16 protein-coding genes are annotated in these 19,251 nt (G+C 36.9%); 10 read left to right on the top strand and 6 right to left on the bottom strand.

The genetic code is table 11. The annotated features are described in order from the left end of the window. Positions 1 to 110 precede the first annotated feature (110 nt). The 3 genes from tig (at position 111) to clpX (ending at position 3,524) form a co-directional block, all read left to right on the top strand. Positions 111 to 1,472, top strand: a complete 1,362-nt coding sequence (gene tig / locus A8L32_RS08890; protein WP_075590430.1) for a trigger factor — start codon at positions 111 to 113, stop codon at positions 1,470 to 1,472. A 75-nt stretch (positions 1,473 to 1,547) separates the two neighbouring features. Further along, entirely contained in the window at positions 1,548 to 2,225 is a 678-nt protein-coding gene (clpP, locus tag A8L32_RS08885; RefSeq protein WP_075590429.1) for an ATP-dependent Clp endopeptidase proteolytic subunit ClpP, read from the top strand. An 84-nt stretch (positions 2,226 to 2,309) separates the two neighbouring features. After that, complete coding sequence (gene clpX / locus A8L32_RS08880) at positions 2,310 to 3,524, top strand: ATP-dependent Clp protease ATP-binding subunit ClpX (RefSeq protein WP_075590428.1); 1,215 nt, start codon at positions 2,310 to 2,312, stop codon at positions 3,522 to 3,524. Positions 3,525 to 3,587: 63 nt separating this feature from the next. On the opposite strand, the gene nirD is transcribed toward clpX, so the two are convergent. The 3 genes from nirD to A8L32_RS08865 are packed head-to-tail and all read right to left on the bottom strand — an operon-like array spanning position 3,588 to position 9,995. Further along, positions 3,588 to 3,932 carry a nitrite reductase small subunit NirD gene (gene nirD / locus A8L32_RS08875; RefSeq protein WP_075590427.1) on the bottom strand — a complete coding sequence of 115 codons (345 nt, stop codon included), beginning with the start codon at positions 3,930 to 3,932 and terminating at the stop codon, positions 3,588 to 3,590. A gap of 46 nt (positions 3,933 to 3,978) precedes the next feature. Beyond that, positions 3,979 to 6,471: a nitrite reductase large subunit NirB gene (nirB, locus tag A8L32_RS08870; protein ID WP_075590426.1), complete on the bottom strand. Its 2,493-nt coding sequence runs from the start codon at positions 6,469 to 6,471 to the stop codon at positions 3,979 to 3,981. Between the two features lie 20 nt (positions 6,472 to 6,491). After that, positions 6,492 to 9,995 (bottom strand): nitrate reductase, encoded by a 3,504-nt coding sequence (locus A8L32_RS08865; protein ID WP_075590425.1) that lies wholly within the window; start codon positions 9,993 to 9,995, stop codon positions 6,492 to 6,494. Between the two features lie 226 nt (positions 9,996 to 10,221). Here A8L32_RS08865 and A8L32_RS08860 point away from each other — a divergent pair, with 226 nt between their 5' ends. Together A8L32_RS08860 and A8L32_RS08855 are read left to right on the top strand one after the other, a co-directional pair. Further along, positions 10,222 to 10,764: a molybdenum cofactor guanylyltransferase gene (locus A8L32_RS08860; RefSeq protein ID WP_143525044.1), complete on the top strand. Its 543-nt coding sequence runs from the start codon at positions 10,222 to 10,224 to the stop codon at positions 10,762 to 10,764. A gap of 9 nt (positions 10,765 to 10,773) precedes the next feature. Beyond that, complete coding sequence (locus A8L32_RS08855) at positions 10,774 to 11,298, top strand: P-loop NTPase family protein (RefSeq protein WP_075590423.1); 525 nt, start codon at positions 10,774 to 10,776, stop codon at positions 11,296 to 11,298. Here the strand turns inward: A8L32_RS08855 and A8L32_RS08850 are convergent. Genes A8L32_RS08850 through A8L32_RS08840 form a run of 3 tightly spaced genes read right to left on the bottom strand, consistent with a single transcriptional unit; the run spans position 11,295 to position 12,973 of the window. Next, the gene (locus A8L32_RS08850; protein ID WP_198931748.1) at positions 11,295 to 11,828 is read right to left on the bottom strand and encodes a molybdenum cofactor biosynthesis protein MoaE; all 534 of its coding nucleotides are present in this window, start codon (positions 11,826 to 11,828) and stop codon (positions 11,295 to 11,297) included. The two genes, A8L32_RS08855 and A8L32_RS08850, sit on opposite strands and share 4 nt — an antisense overlap. Continuing rightward, positions 11,785 to 12,024, bottom strand: coding sequence for a MoaD/ThiS family protein (locus tag A8L32_RS08845; protein WP_143525043.1), 240 nt, complete (start codon positions 12,022 to 12,024; stop codon positions 11,785 to 11,787). The genes A8L32_RS08850 and A8L32_RS08845 overlap by 44 nt, the downstream gene beginning before the upstream one ends. A gap of 4 nt (positions 12,025 to 12,028) precedes the next feature. After that, the gene (locus tag A8L32_RS08840; RefSeq protein WP_075590421.1) at positions 12,029 to 12,973 is read right to left on the bottom strand and encodes a GTP 3',8-cyclase MoaA; all 945 of its coding nucleotides are present in this window, start codon (positions 12,971 to 12,973) and stop codon (positions 12,029 to 12,031) included. Positions 12,974 to 13,332: 359 nt separating this feature from the next. Between A8L32_RS08840 and A8L32_RS08835 the strand changes: the two genes are divergently transcribed. From A8L32_RS08835 to A8L32_RS08815, 5 genes are all read left to right on the top strand, one after another. Beyond that, positions 13,333 to 13,938, top strand: a complete 606-nt coding sequence (locus A8L32_RS08835) for a Crp/Fnr family transcriptional regulator (protein ID WP_198931747.1) — start codon at positions 13,333 to 13,335, stop codon at positions 13,936 to 13,938. A 397-nt stretch (positions 13,939 to 14,335) separates the two neighbouring features. Beyond that, a complete protein-coding gene (locus A8L32_RS08830; RefSeq protein WP_158027216.1) occupies positions 14,336 to 15,688 on the top strand; it encodes an alginate export family protein in 1,353 nt (450 codons plus the stop codon). Between the two features lie 61 nt (positions 15,689 to 15,749). Then, complete coding sequence (locus tag A8L32_RS08825) at positions 15,750 to 17,135, top strand: CmpA/NrtA family ABC transporter substrate-binding protein (RefSeq protein ID WP_075590419.1); 1,386 nt, start codon at positions 15,750 to 15,752, stop codon at positions 17,133 to 17,135. A 142-nt stretch (positions 17,136 to 17,277) separates the two neighbouring features. Beyond that, entirely contained in the window at positions 17,278 to 18,366 is a 1,089-nt protein-coding gene (locus tag A8L32_RS08820; protein WP_075590418.1) for an ABC transporter permease, read from the top strand. Positions 18,367 to 18,389: 23 nt separating this feature from the next. Then, positions 18,390 to 19,250, top strand: a complete 861-nt coding sequence (locus A8L32_RS08815) for an ABC transporter ATP-binding protein (RefSeq protein WP_075590417.1) — start codon at positions 18,390 to 18,392, stop codon at positions 19,248 to 19,250. Position 19,251 lies beyond the last annotated feature (1 nt).

Genomic DNA, 19,251 nt, shown 5'->3' with positions numbered 1-19,251 from the left:
ACGATGAAAATCGGTAGTAGGACGGTTTTTTTAAGTTTAAATAAGTTGATAACGACCTAAGGTAGGTCACAAGTGGTCACACAAAAAGTTCACTAATAATATTTTAGCTGATGAACATCTCAAAAGAAAACATTGATGACTTAAATGCAGTACTAAAGCTTACTGTAGAGAAAGAAGATTACGAGAGCCGCGTTGATGAGGTATTAAAGGATTATCGTAAGAAAGCCAATATGCCAGGTTTCCGTCCTGGGAAAGTTCCTACTGGCATGATTAAAAAGATGTATGGGAAACATGTGTTGGCCGAGCAAGTGAACAAAATTGTTTCTGAAGAAATTTCGAAATATTTATACGAGAGTAAATTAAATGTTTTAGGTGAGCCACTTCCAAGTGAAAACCAAGAAACAATTGATTTTGAAACGCAAGAAAGCTTCAACTTTAACTTTGATGTAGCAGTTGCTCCTGAGTTTGAAGTGAAGTTATCTAAAAGAGAAAAGCTTCCTTTTTACTCTATCGAGGTAACTGACGAAATGTTAGACCAACAAGTAAAACAAGCTACTAGCCGTTTTGGTACTTCTGAAAATATTGAAGAAGCAACTGAAGAAGCTATGTTAAAAGGTGATTTCGTTCAGTTAGATCAAGATGGAAAAGTATTAGAAGAAGGTGTAATTACTGAAGATACTGTACTTTCTCCTGTTTCTATTAAAAACGAAGAAGCTAAAGCTAAATTAGTTGGTGCTAAAGTAGGTGATGTTATTGTGTTAAATCCTAAATCTACATTTGAGGATGCTACGCAAGTTTCATATATGTTAAAAGTTACTGCTGAAGAGGCAGAGCAAATTGACGGTGATTTTCAATTTACTGTTAAAGAAATCACAAACTACGTTGCTGCTGAGATGAACCAAGAGTTGTTCGATCAGGTATTAGGAAAAGATGTGGCTTCTACAGAAGAAGAGTTTGTAGCTAAAATTAAAGAAGATTTAGAAAAGACTTTATCTTTTGAAAGTGACTATAAATTCTCAATGGATGCTAAAGACAAGTTGATGAATAAAATCGACATCGCTTTACCAGAGGCATTCTTAAAACGTTGGATTTTAACAATCAATCACGATAAAGAAGAAATTACTCCTGAGTCAGTTGAAAAGGATCTACCAAAATATATGGAAGATTTAAAATGGCAATTGATCAAGAATGAAATTCTTCAGAAAAACGAGATTAAGATTGAAGAAGAAGATGTTCTTGAAGTAGCTAAGAAAAATGCTAAGATGCAGTTTATGCAATATGGTTTATCTAATATTCCAGAAGAGCATTTAATAAGCTATGCACAGGATATGATGAAGCAAGAGGAGCAACGCAGAAATATGTCTGAAACAGCTGCTCAAGAAAAAGCGTTAGCGTTTATCAAAGAGTCTGTTAAGATTGAAGATAAAACGGTTAATCGTGAAGAATTCAACAATCTGTTTGAAAAAAATTAAGCGATTAAGCTAAGCAAGGTTATTTTTTTATAATTTAGCTTTTCGTATTTGTAGAAAAGTAAAAAAATAAAAATCATGATAGATCCAAAAGATTTTCAAAAGTTCGCCACTAAGCACGTGGGGGTCAATAGCCTTGCATTAGATAAATATACATCTATTACAAGCGGGTATATTTCACCAACTATTATTGAGGAGCGTCAGTTAAACGTTGCTTCAATGGATGTTTTTTCTCGCTTAATGATGGATCGTATTATATTTTTAGGTTTGCCTATTGACGATACTGTTGCTAATATTATTCAAGCACAGCTATTGTATTTAGAGTCGGCAGACCCACAAAAAGATATCTCAATTTACTTTAACTCTCCTGGAGGTTCGGTATATGCAGGATTAGGTATTTATGATACCATGCAATATATCTCTTCAGATGTGGCTACTATCTGTACAGGTATGGCGGCATCAATGGGAGCTGTTTTATTAACAGCTGGAACAACAGGAAAGCGTTCTGCTCTTCAACATTCAAGAGTAATGATTCACCAACCAATGGGTGGTGCTCAAGGACAAGCTTCGGATATTGAAATCACAGCACGTGAAATTCAAAAACTGAAAAAGGAGTTATATACCATTATTGCGAATCACTCTGGAAATACTTATAAAAAAGTAGAGAAAGATTCTGATCGTGATTACTGGATGACGGCAACTGAGGCGAAAGAGTATGGTATGATTGATGAGGTATTGACAAGAGATAAAAAGTAAAATAATAACTGATATTGCACATGCAGAATACTGTATTTATACGGTATTCTGCATTGTTGTTTATATATTTTCAACGGGTGATTTATGGATAAGTGTTCATTTTGCGGAAGAGAGAGAAAAGATACAAACCTGCTGATTGCTGGTGTTTCGGGGCATATTTGCGACAGCTGTATCGAGCAAGCTCATGGAATTCTTGAAGAAGAATTTAAAAAGAAGGGAGGATTTAATGTGGAGGATATTACCCTACTTAAACCAACTGAGATTAAGCTTTTTCTTGATCAATATATCATCGGTCAGGATGAGGCAAAAAAATACTTGTCGGTAGCAGTTTACAATCATTATAAGAGATTACAGCAACGTAAGAGTACTGATGATATTGAGATTGAAAAGTCGAATATTATTTTGGTTGGTGAAACAGGTACAGGAAAAACGCTATTGGCGCGTACTATTGCCCGTATGTTACATGTGCCATTTACCATTGTTGATGCAACCGTGTTAACTGAAGCTGGATATGTAGGTGAGGATATTGAAAGTATATTGACTCGCTTGTTACAAGCTGCAGATTACAATGTTGAAGCTGCAGAAAAAGGGATTGTTTTTATTGATGAGATTGATAAGATTGCACGTAAAGGCGATAATCCAAGTATTACACGTGATGTATCTGGAGAAGGTGTTCAGCAAGGACTACTTAAGTTATTAGAAGGTTCTATTGTAAACGTTCCACCGCAAGGAGGGCGTAAGCATCCAGAGCAAAAAATGATTCCGGTAGATACTAAAAATATTCTTTTTGTTTGTGGTGGTGCCTTTGATGGTATTGAGCGCAAAATTGGTCAGCGATTAAATACTAAGGTGGTTGGTTATGCAGCAAGTAAAGCCAAGGATAGAGTAGATCAGAAGAATCTGTTACAATATGTTGCTCCTCAAGATTTAAAATCGTTTGGTCTGATTCCTGAAATTATTGGTCGTTTACCAGTATTGACTTATTTAAATCCTTTAGATAGAGACATACTGAGAAGAATTTTACATGAGCCAAAAAACTCAATAATCAAGCAGTACGAAAAACTATTTGGTATAGATGATATTTCTTTAACCTTTACGGATGAGGTGCTAGATTATATTGTTGATAAGGCTGTAGAGTTTAAATTAGGAGCACGTGGATTGCGTTCTATCTGTGAAACGATAATGATGGATATGATGTTTGAAGCGCCATCACGTGATGATAAAGAATTGGTGATTACTGTAGAGTACGCCAAGGATAAAATCGATAAAGAAAGCTTAGCGCGCTTAAAAGCAAGTTAATAGCTTAAAAAATACATCAAGTAAAAGCCCCTCTCCTTATTAAAGTTGAGGGGCTTTTGTAATCTAATCTAAACCTATATAGACTAAATCTCCTTCTACCTTTACGGGATAAGTGTTAATCTCGTAATCCTCTCCTGATAGGCATTTACCCGATTTTAGAGAGAATGATTTTTTGTGGAAAGGACAAGCCACCTTAGGCTCGTCTCCATCGCTCCCAATCATACCTCTGGATAAGGCTTGTTGTTTTTGGTGCGGACATTCGTTATCTGTAGCATACCATTCGTCTCTATCTTGAAAATAATATACGGCAATTTGTTTGCCTTCAATAATAACTGCTTTTCCTCCATCTACTTCAAATTCAGAAAGAGGGGCTACTTCTATCCATTTTATTGTTGCTGTATCTGTCATGTCTGAATGTTTTATTGCTTTATACTAAGTGCTTTAATTCTATAGATTACCAATTGGCTGGCTTTTTCATTTCGCGCATTGGCGTAAATTTGATGGAATCATCTGTGGCATCTGAGTTTACAAATGGTCTGAATTTTTTAATCATCTCAGGGTCTTCAACTACCTTTTTCCATTCACAAGCATAAGTATCAACTAGTTTCTCCATGTCTTTGTCTAATTGCTCGCAAATGCCCAAGGAATCTTCGATAACCACCTCTTTCAGATAATCTATTCCACCATCCAAATTGTCTAACCACTTGGCAGTTCTAGTTAATGGAGCGGCTGTTTTAATGTAGAACATTAAAAATCTATCCAAATATTTAATACAGGTTTCTTCATCTAAATCCGTGGCAAAAAGTAAAGCATGTTTTGGATTTGCTCCACCATTACCGCAAAGTAATAAGTTGTATCCTTTATCGGTAGCGATAATACCAAAGTCTTTGCCTCTAGCTTCGGCACATTCTCTAATACAGCCAGAAACCCCTCCTTTTAATTTATGCGGCGAACGAAGACCTTTATATCTATTTTCAACTTTCAGCGCAAAGGAAACAGAATCCTGCTGCCCGTATCTGCACCAAGTTGAGCCTACGCAACTTTTTACTGTACGCAGGGATTTTCCATAGGCATGACCGCTTTCAAACCCTGCTTCAATAAGCTCTTTCCATATTTCAGGAAGTTCTTCTACTTTGGCGCCAAATAAATCAATACGCTGACCACCTGTAATCTTAGTATATAAATCATATTTTTTAGCCACCTGACCAATAACAATCAATTTATCAGGGGTAATTTCACCACCTGCAATCCTAGGTACAACCGAGTAAGTTCCTCCTTTTTGGATGTTAGCTAAAAACTTATCGTTGGTGTCTTGAATATTAGAATGCTTGGTAATATGCTCATTCCAAATGCTGGCCAATAAGGATGCAGATAGAGGTTTACATATTTCGCAACCACTGCCAGTTCCGTGTTTTTTTAGTAACTCAGGATAGGTCTTTATTTCTTCTACTTTAATAAGATCGAATAATTCCTGACGTGTATAATCAAAATGTTCGCAGATTACTTTTTTGACTACTTTGCCACTGGCTTCTAGTTTTGCGGTTAGTAAATCATCTAACATAGGAACACATCCTCCACAACCAGTTCCTGCTTTAGTCGCTTTTTTAAGCTGGCCCACTTGAGTAAAATCAAACTCATCCACAGCTTCAATCAAGCTTTTTTTGGTGACATTTTCACAAGAACAGATAACAGCTTCATCAGGTAAATCAAGCACACTTAATTCAAATCCTCCACCATCACTTTTGATAATTAGTCCTTCTGGGTTAGCAGGTAGTTTTATTTTTGAAGCATAGGTTTGATACAGCATGTTGTAATCTTCGGCATCGCCAACCAAGATTCCTCCTAATAGATGTTTGCCATCTTCCGAAATAAAAATCTTTTTATAAATACCGTTGGGGATATTATGGAAGACAATCGGTTTAGCTCCTTCTGTAACACCAAAAGCATCTCCAAAACTGGCCACTTCAATACCTATTAATTTAAGTTTGGTGGATAAATCTGCGCCTTCAAACTTAGCCTCTTCTCCAAGTAGGTTATTGGCACACACATCGGCCATGTCGTAGCAAGGTGCCACTAAACCCCATATAGACCCCAAAGCTAAAGCACATTCGCCAATAGCAAAGATAGATGGGTCGGAAGTACGCATGGTTTCATCTACTAAAATACCACCTCTTTCACCAACGGTTAGTCCACATTCGCGAGCTAACTCATCACGAGGTCGGATTCCCGCAGAAACAACCACCATGTCGGTTTCTAAAATGCTACCATCGGCAAATTCCATGGCCGTAACTTTTCCATTGCCATTTATACTCTTGGTGTTTTTACTCAAAAGAATATCTAAGTCCAGTTTCTCTAATTCGCTTTTTAACATATTAGAACCATCGTCATCAAGCTGACGAGGCATAAGTCTTGGCGCAAATTCAACAACGCTGGTTTTAAGCCCATCATCCATAACAGCTTTTGCCGCTTCTAAACCTAATAGTCCGCCACCAATAACGGCTGCAGATTTTGCGTTGGTAACATATTCTTTAATGGCATCTAAGTCTTCAATTCTACGATAAACGAAAACGCCTTTTTTATCTACGCCTGGGATAGGTGGTACAAAAGCATCGGACCCTGTTGAAAGTACCAAGGTGTCGTAGGTAAATTCATCACCATGCTGATTGTAAGCAATTTTCTTATCTCTATCTACGCTTGTAATCTTATAGCTGGTTCGTAATTCAATACCGTTTTCCTCGTACCACTCACGCGGCGCCATCTTTAAGTCACGTACCGAAGTGCCCGTATAATAATCAGTTAAGTGAACACGGTCGTAGGCCGCCCAAGGCTCCTCACCAAATACCGTGATATCATATATTTTAGATAATCCTTTTTCAATAAATTTTTCGCAAAACTTGTAGCCAGTCATTCCATTTCCTACTACAATTAATTTCTTTTTAGTGCTCATACGTTTTGTTTTTTAGTGACTTATGATTGAGCATAAGCGTTGGTGTTTTTTGCTTTTTCTATCATCATGGTAATTTCGGGTTTGCAGCTTCCGCAGCCAGTTCCCGCATTGGTTTTTTCGCAGATTAGTTTAAGGTCTGTGATGCCTTTTTCAATCAGCTCACTGATATTTCCTTCGCCCACATTATTGCACGAGCAAAGTACTTTCCCTTTTACTTCAACTGCTGAGGTTCCTCCTCGCAGTAGGGTTTTGCGCTTGGCAAATAGTTCTGTTTTAGATTGAATAAGGCCTTTGTATTCGCCAAATTCAGCTCTGTCACCCATCAGTACGGTGCCCACCATCCTATCTTTGTGGATGATGCATTTTTTATAGTATCTGTACTTTTTATCCAGTACAGTAATTTCTTCGTATTCGTCATTGTCTGGTGTTATGACCATGCCCACTGAGCAAAGTTCTATGCCTGGAAATTTTAAGATATTCATCGGCACTGAGCCTGTATAGATGGACATTAAATCGCCCAGAAAATATTTGGCCAGAATAGAGGCTTGCTCTTCGGCGGCTGAAGTAATACCGTATAAGTTGCCTTGGAATTCAGCAATTTCGCCCATGGCAAAAATATTTGCCTGGGAAGTTTCTAATCGCTCATTAACAATGACTCCTCGGTTGGTGTTTAAGCCTGCCTCAATGGCAATTTCAATATTAGGCTTTGTACCTATGGCATAAACCAAAGCATCAGTTTTAAACTGTTTACCCGATTTTAATTCTATTTCAATGCCCCCATTAACCAAGGTTTCTGATGTAAGAATTTCATCTTTCAAGTACAGATTCACATCCATCTCACCTATGGTTTCGCTCAACATTTGGCTTGAAATTTCATCCAATTGTTTGTCCATCAATCGCGCATTGCGATGAATCACATTTACCTGAATGCCAAATTCGAGTAAGGAACTAGCAATCTCCAAACCTAATAACCCTCCACCTACAATGGTTACAGAGTTCTTTCCTTTTAAATTCTCTTTTAGGCGGTCGGCATCTTCTTTACTTCTGATAGTATAAGTAGACTCAAAATCAATCTTAACTTGAGGAGGAACGTTTGGACGAGAGCCTGTACAAATAATTAATTTGTCGAATGCATAGTCGTTACCATCACCATCAACAATGTATTTTTTCTCCTTATTAATTTGAACGATTTCACATTCTGTATGTAACTTGATATTCCAATCCTTTATATCGCTAGCCTTATGTTTTTGAATATCTTCCCACGACTTGTGTTCGGTCAAATATTCAGGTAGCAAAATACGGTTGTAAAATGGATGCTTCTCTTTAGAAAATACCTCTATACTATCCGTTTTATTAGATGTACGGTATTCCGAGATAAACTGATAGGCCGCAGCTCCAGCCCCAATAATAGCTATACGTTCTTTTGCTTTTACAAACTTTTTAACCTCAACGGCGGCAAACTTAAAATCGGGTTCTTTCGATTTTGGGTCTGTTACATCACTGGTTAAATTGTTGGCTCTGGAAAAATCAGAATTCAACATTTTTCCCCAATGCATTGGCAGAAATACTACGCCTTCGCGGATGTTTTCAGTAATTACCGTCTTAACCTGAACTGTACCTCTAATGTTTTCTACAACTGCCGTTTCTCCGTCTTTAATACCTCTGATTTCTGCATCTTTAGGGTGAATCTCTAAAAATGGTTCTGCAATATGTTTGTTGAGTTTCGAAAGCTTACCAGTTTTGGTCATCGTATGCCATTGGTCTCTAATGCGGCCAGTGGTTAAAATCAATGGAGCCTCTTCGCTTAAAGCTTCCGATTGGTTATCCATGTCAACAGCAAATAGCTGTGCCTTTTGGTTAGGTGTATAAAACTTGAAGTCTGTAAATAAACGTTCTTCACCTTTGTCGGCACCTTCGATAAACGGCCATTGAGCCGAACCATTTTCAATTAAATGACGATAGTCAAGCCCACTAATATCGATGTTGGTTCCTTTGGTTAGCCCTTTGTGTTCGTTGAATATAGCTTCGTTATTTTCAAAATCCATATTCTTAAAACCCATCCTTTGGGCAAAGTCCAATAGAATATCTACATCAGAACGGCATTCGCCAGGAGCATCAACAGCTTTGGGTAAATAACTAATTCGTCGATCTGAATTAGTCATGGTACCTTCTTTTTCAAGCCAAGCTGCGGCAGGTAAAACGATATCAGCAAACTCAATAGAAGTGGTGTTTTTAGAAATATCCTGAACCACCACTAAGTCAGCCATTTTTAAAGCCTTTTCAACTCTTCTGGCATTCGGAAGACTTGTTAATGGGTTAGTGCAAATAATCCAAATGGCTTTTAACTTACCATCTAAAATAGCATCAATCATTTGAGTGGCGGTAAAGCCCGGTTTAGCAGGAATAGTATCTACTCCCCAATAATCTGCTACTTCTTGTCGGTCATTGGCATCCGCTAAATTGCGGTGAGCAGGAAGTAAATTGGCCATTCCTCCAACCTCGCGTCCTCCCATGGCATTGGGCTGACCAGTTAAAGAAAATGGTCCATTACCTGGTTTTCCTATCTTACCCGTAAGGATAGATAGATTGAGCAAGGAAAGATTTTTGTTTACTCCAATGCTACTCTGGTTAAGTCCCATAGCCCACATCGAGATAAACCCTTTCGATTGCCCAATAAGTTCTGCTGTTTCGTGAATAAGTTCAATAGGAACACCGCATGATTCTGCCAAATCAGCTATGTTAAGTTCGTCTAGTTTTTCTTTAAGCCCTTTAAATCCATCGGTGTATTGCTTGATAAAATCAATATCAGCATAACCCTTTTCGATGATTAATTTTGCTATTGCATGATTCAAGAATACATCCGTACCAGGCTTTAATTGCAGATGAATATCAGCCATAAAACATGTTTGTGTTTTACGCGGATCGGCCACTATAATTTTTACATGAGGATTTTCTTGCTTGTGCTTTTCAATTCTCCGGAATAGAATTGGATGACACCATGCAGGATTAGCTCCTGTAATAAAAATACAGTCTGATAATTCAATATCGTTATACGAAATAGGTACAGCATCCTCACCTAAGGCCATTTTGTAACCAACTACTGCCGAACTCATGCAAAGGCGCGAGTTGGTATCAATATTATTGGTTTGTATACAAGCCTTAGCGAGTTTGTTAACTACGTAATACTCCTCGGTTAAACATTGACCGGAAACATAGAATCCAACCGCGTCGGGTCCATGTTTTTCAATAATGTTTGAAAAAGAATTTACTACCGTATTTAAAGCATCTTTCCAAGAGGCTTTTTTAAGCTTGTCGGATTTTTGCTCGCGTATAAGAGGATAGAGAAGTCTATCGGAAGTGTCGTTTACAACATGTCCTAATCCCAAACCTTTGGAGCATAACATACCCTTATTTACCGGATATAATTTATTGCCCGAGACTTGAATGTTGTTTTGATTATCCTTAACTATGGAAACGCCACAACCAACACCGCAATATGAACAAGTTGACTGATATTTCTGCATGTTTTGTTGATTTTAAAAGTCATGCAGTATTCTTATTAAGAGAACCGAGATGACTTTTGATTTCAAACTATTAGCAGAATCAACTCAAAAGTAAGTATTTGTAAGTGGGAACAAATATAAAGCATTTTTATCGAACAATAAAAGATAAATAACTCTTTTATTTAAAAATATATATTTTTGAAGTCGTAATGTGTTATTATTGCAGGGTGTAAAAGTTAAAATAGCTATGAAAAACATAACAGGAGTATTAATTGCAGGGGGTAAGAGTATAAGAATGCAAAAAGATAAAGCTTTGATGCTTTATAAAGGTAAAAAGATGGCCACCTATAGTGCAGACCTAATACGTCTGTTTTGTAATCCTGTGTTGGTGGCTAGTAGTAATGCTGGTCATGCGGAGTTTGGCGATTGGCTAGTAAAAGATATGATTGGCGCCGGACCTATTGCAGGATTATATGCAGGATTATTTCAAAGCACAACGCTGCATAATCTTGTTTTGCCCTGCGATACACCGCATATGAGGGCTGATATTCTTGAAAAACTAATTTCATTTAAAGATGATTTTGAGGCTGTTGTTGCAGTAGATGCGAATGGTAAGGTGCATCCTTTAATAGGAGTATATGATAAGCGAATTATTGGTTTTATGAAAGAAGAGATTGAGGCTGGAAGTTACGCCTTAATGAATATTCTAGATAAGGTAAATGTAAAGTTTGTAAAGTTTGAGGAAACAAAGGCATTTCAAAATATCAATACGATAGAGGATTTAAAATAATTTAAGGGCATGATAGATTACGGAAATGTAGTTATGGTTTGTGGTTCGGGTAGGCATGTTGGGAAGACTACGCTTTCTGAGCTGATTGTTAAATATTACACTCAAAAAGGAAAGGAAGTTTATGCCATTAAAACATCATCTCACTTGCACGATTTAGATAAGGAAGAACTAGTGATCGATAGAGGCCTAGATTATGCTGTTGTTAAGGAGTTAAGGAATACTACTAAAGATAGTGCTCTATTATTAAAGGCTGGTACAAAAGAGAGTTACTATATGCAATCTACCAGCCAGGAGCGTTTATTCGAAAAGTTTAAAGCACTTTATGGTCAAATACCTTCAGATGCTATTGTCATATGTGAATCTGGCGGATTAAGAGAGTTTTTTAAGCCAGCTCTGTTTTTATTTGTGTCAGGTAATGCTGTTACTAAAAACCTGCGCTATAAACCATATGCCGATTTTGATTTACAACTGGATGTTGATTTTAATCAAACAGCTATTTTAAACATGGACTTACCTCTGGAATCATTACTTTAATCATGATGATGAGGTTCGGCACAATCGCAATTGGTTCCCCATTCGCTTGTTCCATCAGCAAAAAACTCATGCTTCCAAATTGGCGCTTCTTGTTTTACTCTATCTATAATATATCGGTTGGCAGCATAAGCCTCTTTTCTGTGTGCAGAGGAGGTTATTACCACAACGGCAGTTTTGCAAATGCCCACTTTTCCTACTCTATGAACACATTCGGAGGCTTGTAAGTCCCATTTTTCATTTGCTTCAGCAAGTATTTTGGCAATTGTTTTTTCTGCCAGAGGTATATATGCTTCGTAATCTATATATAATACTTCCTGACCTTTATTTAAATCGCGAACATCACCACTAAACATGACGATTGCGCCTGATCTTGGATCCTTGGCTTTGTTATAATACTCGATTACGTCAATATTTTCTTCAGTAATATGCATTTCGTTTTCTTCAATGGAATAAATTAAACTAACAACTAATAATATACAGCTATAATCAGCCTCCACTCGATGGTGGAATAATAAAAACCTCTGTACCATCCTTTAGTAGGGTTGCCATTTCTACAAATTCTTCATTAATGGCAGCTCTCGACCTAGTTAGTAATTCTTCTGCGTCTGGGAAGTTGCTTTTTAATTCTTCAATAAGTGAATTTACACTGGTATTTTCGTTCACTTCCCATTCTATACTTTTAGGGAAGGTTCTTTTTAAGCCTGCGAAAAAGTTTATTTTAATCATCCATCTATCCTCCAATATGTCTCATGCTCATCTCATTTCCTATAAAACGGATGGGCTGTTTTTGTTTCAGAGCCAAACTTAATTCTGGCTCAATATTTTCTTTGTTTTTTATTTTTTGTAATACAGATATGCCCTTAATAGCACTGATACAGCCATAGAGTTTTCCATAACTATCTAACCTCAACCTATCACAGTCGGAGCAAAAGGGTTCTGTTTCGTTGGCTATTATTCCAAATTTATAGTTAGTCTTATCAATCTCCCAATAGTTAGCAGTTGCCGAGATTTTCCTTAGTTTTCTATGGGTGCTAAATTCTTGGTTTACTTCTTCCAAAATTTCAGCTTGCGAAAAAGAATAATCCTGATAGTTATGATGTAAATATCCCATCTTCATTAATTCTAGAAAGCGAACAGGTATTTGATGTTGAATACCAAATTTGATTAAAGGAATGATTTGGCTACTGTTGACGTGTTTTAAAATAACAGCATTAATTTTTATAGGAAATCCTTCATGAATAGCGGCGTAAATTCCCTTTAGGGTCTGCGCTAACATATCTTTACGTGTCATCTTTTTAAATATCTCCTTATCTAAGGCATCAATGGAGATATTAATGGATTTTACACCAGCTTGTTTTAATCTGGAAGCAAGGTTTTCGAGATAATAAGCGTTTGTTGTTAGAGCAATATCGTTAATACCTAATAATTTAATCTCTTTAATTAGATGAACGATGTTTGGGTACATTAAAGGTTCTCCACCAGTGATCCTAATTTTTTCAAGCTTTAATTCTTGATGGAGTGCTTTAATTATCTTAACCATATCGCCTGCTGTAAGGCTTGGTTTTAGTTGGGAACGAATTCCATCTGCATCGTCTTCGGGTACGCAATAGGTACATGCCATATTGCAAGTGTCTGTTAGACTTATTCTTAGTTTCTTAAATCTACGCTTCTCCATAATTCATCCTTCGTTCTCATATCTGCAAGAACTTAATGTAGTACACTTAATGTGTAAAAAGGTTTAATGGTAATTCATGTAGTTTTATCTACGAAAGAATGAACGATTAAGTATATCATGTGTTTATCTATAGTCTTAAAAAAATAAAAAAATTAAGATTGTGTAGCAATTACTTCATCTATGTGATAAAATAATTGTAATTTTTCGGCCTCAACCCCTTGGTAAGTTCTAGTTAATTAAAATAAAAGTAAATGTATCCTAAAAGTACGGACTGTATTAGTTGTGTAAATACGAGTTGTTTGATTAAAAAACACATCTCAGAGCCTGGTATCGAATCTTATATACAAAATAAAGATACCATGAAGTGTAGAAAGGGCCAGAGCATTGTTATTGAAGGGTCGCCTATACATGGAATGTACTTTGTTCATACGGGTCAGGTTAAGGTATTTAGTACGGGTATAAATGGAAGGGAGCAAATTTTGCGCTTTGCTGTAAATGGCGAAATGTTAGGTCAACGTGGTTTCAGTTCCAGACAGATTTATCCTGTAGGTGCTGTGGCCTTGGAGGATACTATTATGTGTCATTTTACTTTGGATGCCATGCGAAGTATGCTGAAGTCTTTGCCAACAATGGCGTATGACTTTATGGTATTTTATGCTGAGGAGCTAAATAGAAGCGAAACAAAGGTGCGTATGTTTGCTCATATGACGGTTCGTGAAAAAGTAATTGATGCCTTATTATATATTAATAGGAAGTTTGGACAAACGAACGGGGTTTTAAATATTCAATTGAGCAGGCGGGATATTGCCGATTTTGCAGGAACAACAGAGGAGCAAGTAATACGTGTTTTATCAGCCTTAAAAAAGGAAAAACTAACAGAAAGCTTCGGGAAAAAGATTGGAATTCCGGATGTTGATTTACTGGGAAGGGAAATTGACGAGCATCACTACTTTATTCAAAGTTAAGCTAAACGCTACTAAATTAACCATATATAATATTAAACCTGCGCATGCGCAGGTTTTTTTATGCACTAAAACGTGGTTAAAAGATGACAAAAAGACTTTTGAAAACATGTTAATGACATAAAATACCCGTTTCACTATCCTTAGTTTTACATCAGAATCATTTCTTAAAAGTAAGTAAGTAGGTAAGTGATTAAAAAAATCCATTGAGCAACGGCGTAATGGTAAATTGATTTAAAAGGGTTATTCCTTTTTTATTTAAACACAAAAGAGATATAAAGCTCTTAAATGCTGTAAATAAAAAAGGAAGTTATTTTTTCTAATTCAAACACATCAAAAAATAAATTCAGGTTAAGATGATTGAAGTTGTTTTTTGATGGGTTTAAAACTTAAACTCAAAATGAAAAAATTATTCACATTAATGTTTGCAATTTGTTGCTTAGGAGTAATGGAAGCTCAAGTTTCTTTTACAGGTCAATATCGAGCCAGAGGTGAGGTACGTAACGGATTTAAAAAACCTATATTAGATGGACAAGAGCCAGGGGCATTTATCGAACACAGGGCTCGTTTAACGGCTAGTTACAAAAAGGAAAAAGTAGGATTTAAAGTTTCGGTTCAGGATGTTAGAATTTGGGGTGAAACAGGGCAAATTAATAAATCAGATAATCTTTTAAGTGCGTACGAGGCTTATGGAGATTTTTATGCTTCTGAAAAAAGTACTTTTCGTGTAGGTCGTCAAGAGGTAATTTATGACGATCATCGTTTCTTCGGGAGTTTAGACTGGGCCATGCAAGGACGAGCTTTAGATGCCGTTCGTTATATGTATAAGTCGGATGATACACAGTTTGACGTAATGGTAAGCTGGAATCAACCAGGATTTGGTGATGGAGCGCCAGAACCGGCAAAACTAGTAGGTAATGAGTATAATATTATGACGGGTGGAGGCGCAAATCCACGAATCTTCAACTTAGCTTTACCTAAGAGCCAGCAAATGGTGTATTACAAAAAGAGTTTTGGTAGCGGTAATATTGGTATCATGTTAGAAAATGATATTTACAATGCGGCTACTGTTGCTAACGAAACATACAGCAACCTTACCTTGGGCGTTTCTCCTACTTTCACTTCTGGTAAAATGAAATTTGGAGGTCAGTTCTTTTATACTGGAGGTACGGCCAATAAAACAGAAAGTGATGCAGGCGATATTGTTAAAACAGACCTGTCGGGTTATATGATTAATGCCTTTGTACAAGCTACAGGAGTTAAAGGAAAACCATTGTTAGGATTTGATTACTTAAGTGGAGATGACCAATCTACTGGTGATAAAGTTGAAGGATGGGCTCCAAAATATGGTACCAACCATAAGTTTTACGGTTTTATGGATTATTTCTACGTTGGTAACGGTCATGGTGGCGGAAATGCAGCCAGTGCAGGTTTAGTAGATATCTACCTAAAAACAAGTTTTAAACTGGGCGAAAAATCTTCCTTGTTAGCGCACTTGCATCAGTTTATGTCTGCTGAAGAAAGAATTAATGCAGACAGCGGAGAAAGTTATAAAGGAAATCTAGGTACTGAGATTGACTTAGTATATGTACAAAAGTTGGCGCCTGAGTTAGTGCTAAAAGCAGGATACTCACAAATGTTCGGAATTACGGATACCATGAAGCAATTGAAATTTGGTAATCCTAACCAAGAAATTCAAGGTATGCAATCGTGGGGCTGGGTGATGTTAGCCTTTAGTCCTAAGTTTTTATAAAAGCAACAAATTCTAATCTGTAAGGATGTAGTCTCATCCTTACATTTAAAAATATAATGAGATGAAAAAAATAAGCATATTTCATATAGCAGCTCTTTTTGTTGGAGCCATCGTGTTATTCTCTTCTTGTGGAGGAGGTTCAGGTAAAAAAGCATCTTCAAGCGAATCGGATGCAAGTGCAGATACAGGTTTGTTAATTGAAAAACCTCAGTTAACTTTTGGATTTATTAAGTTGACAGATATGGCTCCATTAGCTATAGCTAAAGAGCTAGGTTATTTTGAGGACGAAGGTTTATTTGTAACTATTGAAGCGCAAAGTAACTGGAAAAATGTTTTAGATAGAGTTATTGATGGCGAGCTTGATGGTTCGCATATGTTAGCGGGTCAGCCTATTGCAGCAGCAGCAGGATTTGGTCGTCAGGCTAATTTGGTAACGCCGTTTTCAATGGACTTAAATGGTAATGCCATTACGGTTTCTAATGCTATTTGGGATAAGATGAAAAAGCATATTCCAGCAGATGCAGAAGGTAAGCCAATTCATCCTATTTCGGCAGATGCTTTAAAGCCTGTTGTTGAGGAATATAAAAACAATGGTAGTCCATTTAAAATGGGAATGGTTTTTCCAGTATCTACGCATAACTACGAAATTAGATATTGGTTAGCTGCAGCTGGAATTCATCCAGGAATGTATACCGAAGGTAATATTCAAGGTCAGGTTGATGCAGATGTATTATTGTCAGTAACACCTCCGCCACAAATGCCAGCTACTTTAGAGGCAGGTACTATTTATGGTTATTGCGTGGGTGAACCTTGGAACCAGCAAGCTGTATTTAAGCAAATTGGTGTGCCTGTAGTAACTAACTACGAAATCTGGAAAAACAACCCAGAGAAGGTATTTGTAATGACCGACAAGTTTATTGCTGAAAATCCAAACACCGCTATTGCAGTAACAAAAGCATTAATTAGAGCTGGTAAATGGTTAGATGAAGCTGCAAACAGAGGGAAAGCAGTAGGTATTCTTTCTATGTCAGATTATGTAGGTGCTGATTCAATTGTAATTGCCAACTCAATGACAGGAACTTTTGAATTTGAAAAAGGAGACAAACGCTCGTTACCTGATTTTAACGTGTTTTATAAATACAATGCAACATACCCATTCTATTCTGATGCGGTTTGGTTCTTAACACAAATGCGTCGTTGGGGACAAATTTCGGAACCAAAATCAGATGAGTGGTATCAGGAAACGGCTAAAAAAGTATATCGTCCAGATATTTGGACAAAAGCGGCAGAGCTATTGGTTGCAGAAGGAAAAATTCCAGCTACTGATATTCCTGCAACAGATGGATATAAACCGGTAACTACAGACTTTATTGATGGAACAGAATTCGATGGTAAAAGCCCTAATTCTTATTTAACTAAATTCTCTATCGGGAACAAAGATCAATAATTCTATAAAAAATAAACACATTGTTTTTTAGTTGGTGAAAAGGGAAAGGCATATTCTCATCCGGAAGTAAGAATAGCCTTTCCTCACTGCTAAATCGCAAGTTGATGTTGTCATAAAACAAATCCAACTAAAAGCAAACAGTATGGAAAGAGTAATAAAAGCATTAAAATGGATTGGGCTCGGATTTTTTGAGCCGTTAATAATGCTCATTCAAGGAAAAGAAGTTGAAAAAAATATACGATTGGTATTTAGGCAAATTATTGTACCGGTACTGTCGGTATTTATTTTTTTAGGAGCCTGTAATATAGGAGCCGATTATTTGTTTAAGGTTGAGCGCGACCGAAAAATTGAAAAGACCAGAACAGTGCAAGGAGATGCTGCAGCAAAACAAATGCAAGAGTGTATTGATTCTGGTGATGAAAGCTGTAAACCAAACTCTCTTCCATCACCTGCTGATGTAAAAAAAGGAGCTATCTCACTTTGGGAAGATCATAAATCTATCTCAGCCAAAAAATCAGCCTTTAAGGAAAAAACGGCCGCTATCAATAAAAAAAGAAAAGAAGCTGGACAAAAAGCCATTGTTTATACAGGTCGACCATCGTTTGTTGATCAGATATATACCAGTTTAAAAACGGTGTTTGCAGGGTTTTTATTGGCCGCACTATTAGCCATTCCTGCGGGTATTGTACTTGGTTTAAGCGAAACCTTGCGCACTTCTATCAACTGGATAATCCAAATTTTAAAACCAGTATCTCCAGTAGTTTGGTTGTTATTGGTTTCTATGGTAGTGAAAACTGTTTTAGCAAATTCCGATTCTGATAAATCCTTTGTAATATCTTTTATTAGTGTGGGCTTGTGTAGTATGTGGGCCACCTTGGTAAATACCGCAATGGGTGTTTCGTCGGTTGATCAGGATTATTTAAATGTATCAAAGGTATTACGACTTGGGGTATTTAGCAATGTTTTTAAAGTGATATTACCTGCATCTATACCAATGATATTTACAGGTTTAAGAATTACTTTGTCTGTTTCGTGGATGGTGTTAATTGCCATTGAACTTTTAGCGCAAAGTCCAGGTTTAGGATCATTTGTTTGGGAAGAATTCCAAAATGGAGCCAACGATTCAAATGCAAAAATTATAGTAGCCATGTTTGTGATTGGTATCATCGGTTTTATGCTAGATAGAATCATGATGTTTATTCAAAAGTTGGCAAGTTTCGATAGTAAGTAATATCAACCCTAAAACCATTTAATATGGCTGCATTTTTAGAATTACGCAACGTATCTAAGTCATACGGAAGCGGAGATACTATGGTTGATGTACTGAAAAATGTCAACTTGACCATTGAAGAAGGCGAATTTATTGCCATTGTAGGATTTACAGGAAGTGGAAAAACTACACTCATTAGCTTAATTGCTGGATTAATAGAACCCGATGAAGGAGAAATTCTTTTAAAGGGAAAAAAGGTAAACGGACCAGGTCCCGATAGAGGTGTGGTATTTCAAAATTACTCTTTATTACCTTGGTTAAGCGTTAGAGGTAACGTGGAACTAGCGGTGAAGCAAGTTTTTCCTAAGCTCAATAAAACAGAATTGGCAGCGCATGTAGAGAAATTTGTGGGCATGGTAAACTTAACGCCAGCCTTGCAAAAAAATCCTACCCAATTATCAGGCGGTATGCGCCAGCGTGTATCGGTAGCCAGAGCCTTAGCTATGGATCCTGAAATATTGCTACTAGACGAGCCTTTAAGTGCATTGGATGCCTTAACCAGAGGATCGTTACAAATTGAAATTGAACGTATTTGGCGAGAGTCGAAGAAAACCATCATGTTAATTACCAATGATGTGGATGAGGGAATCCTTTTGGCGGATAGAGTTATTCCTCTAACACCTGGGCCTAATGCTACTTTAGGAACGGAGTTTAAAATAGGATTTGAACGGCCTCGTAATAAAATAGCTATTAATGCTGACCCAAATTTTAAGAAAGAGCGAAACGCCATTTTGGCTTATTTAGATGAAGTTGGAGAGCATAGGGGAGCAAGCAAAGAAGAAGAATTTGTTTTGCCAGATATTCAACCTATTGTTAAACCAAACCGTTTTGTCATTAACCGCTAAT

This window comes from Labilibacter marinus (assembly GCF_001659685.2).
GTDB classification, from domain to species: domain Bacteria; phylum Bacteroidota; class Bacteroidia; order Bacteroidales; family Marinilabiliaceae; genus Saccharicrinis; species Saccharicrinis marinus.
The sequence above is the reverse complement of the archived record's forward strand: the minus strand, read 5'-3'. Positions and strand labels throughout refer to the sequence as shown.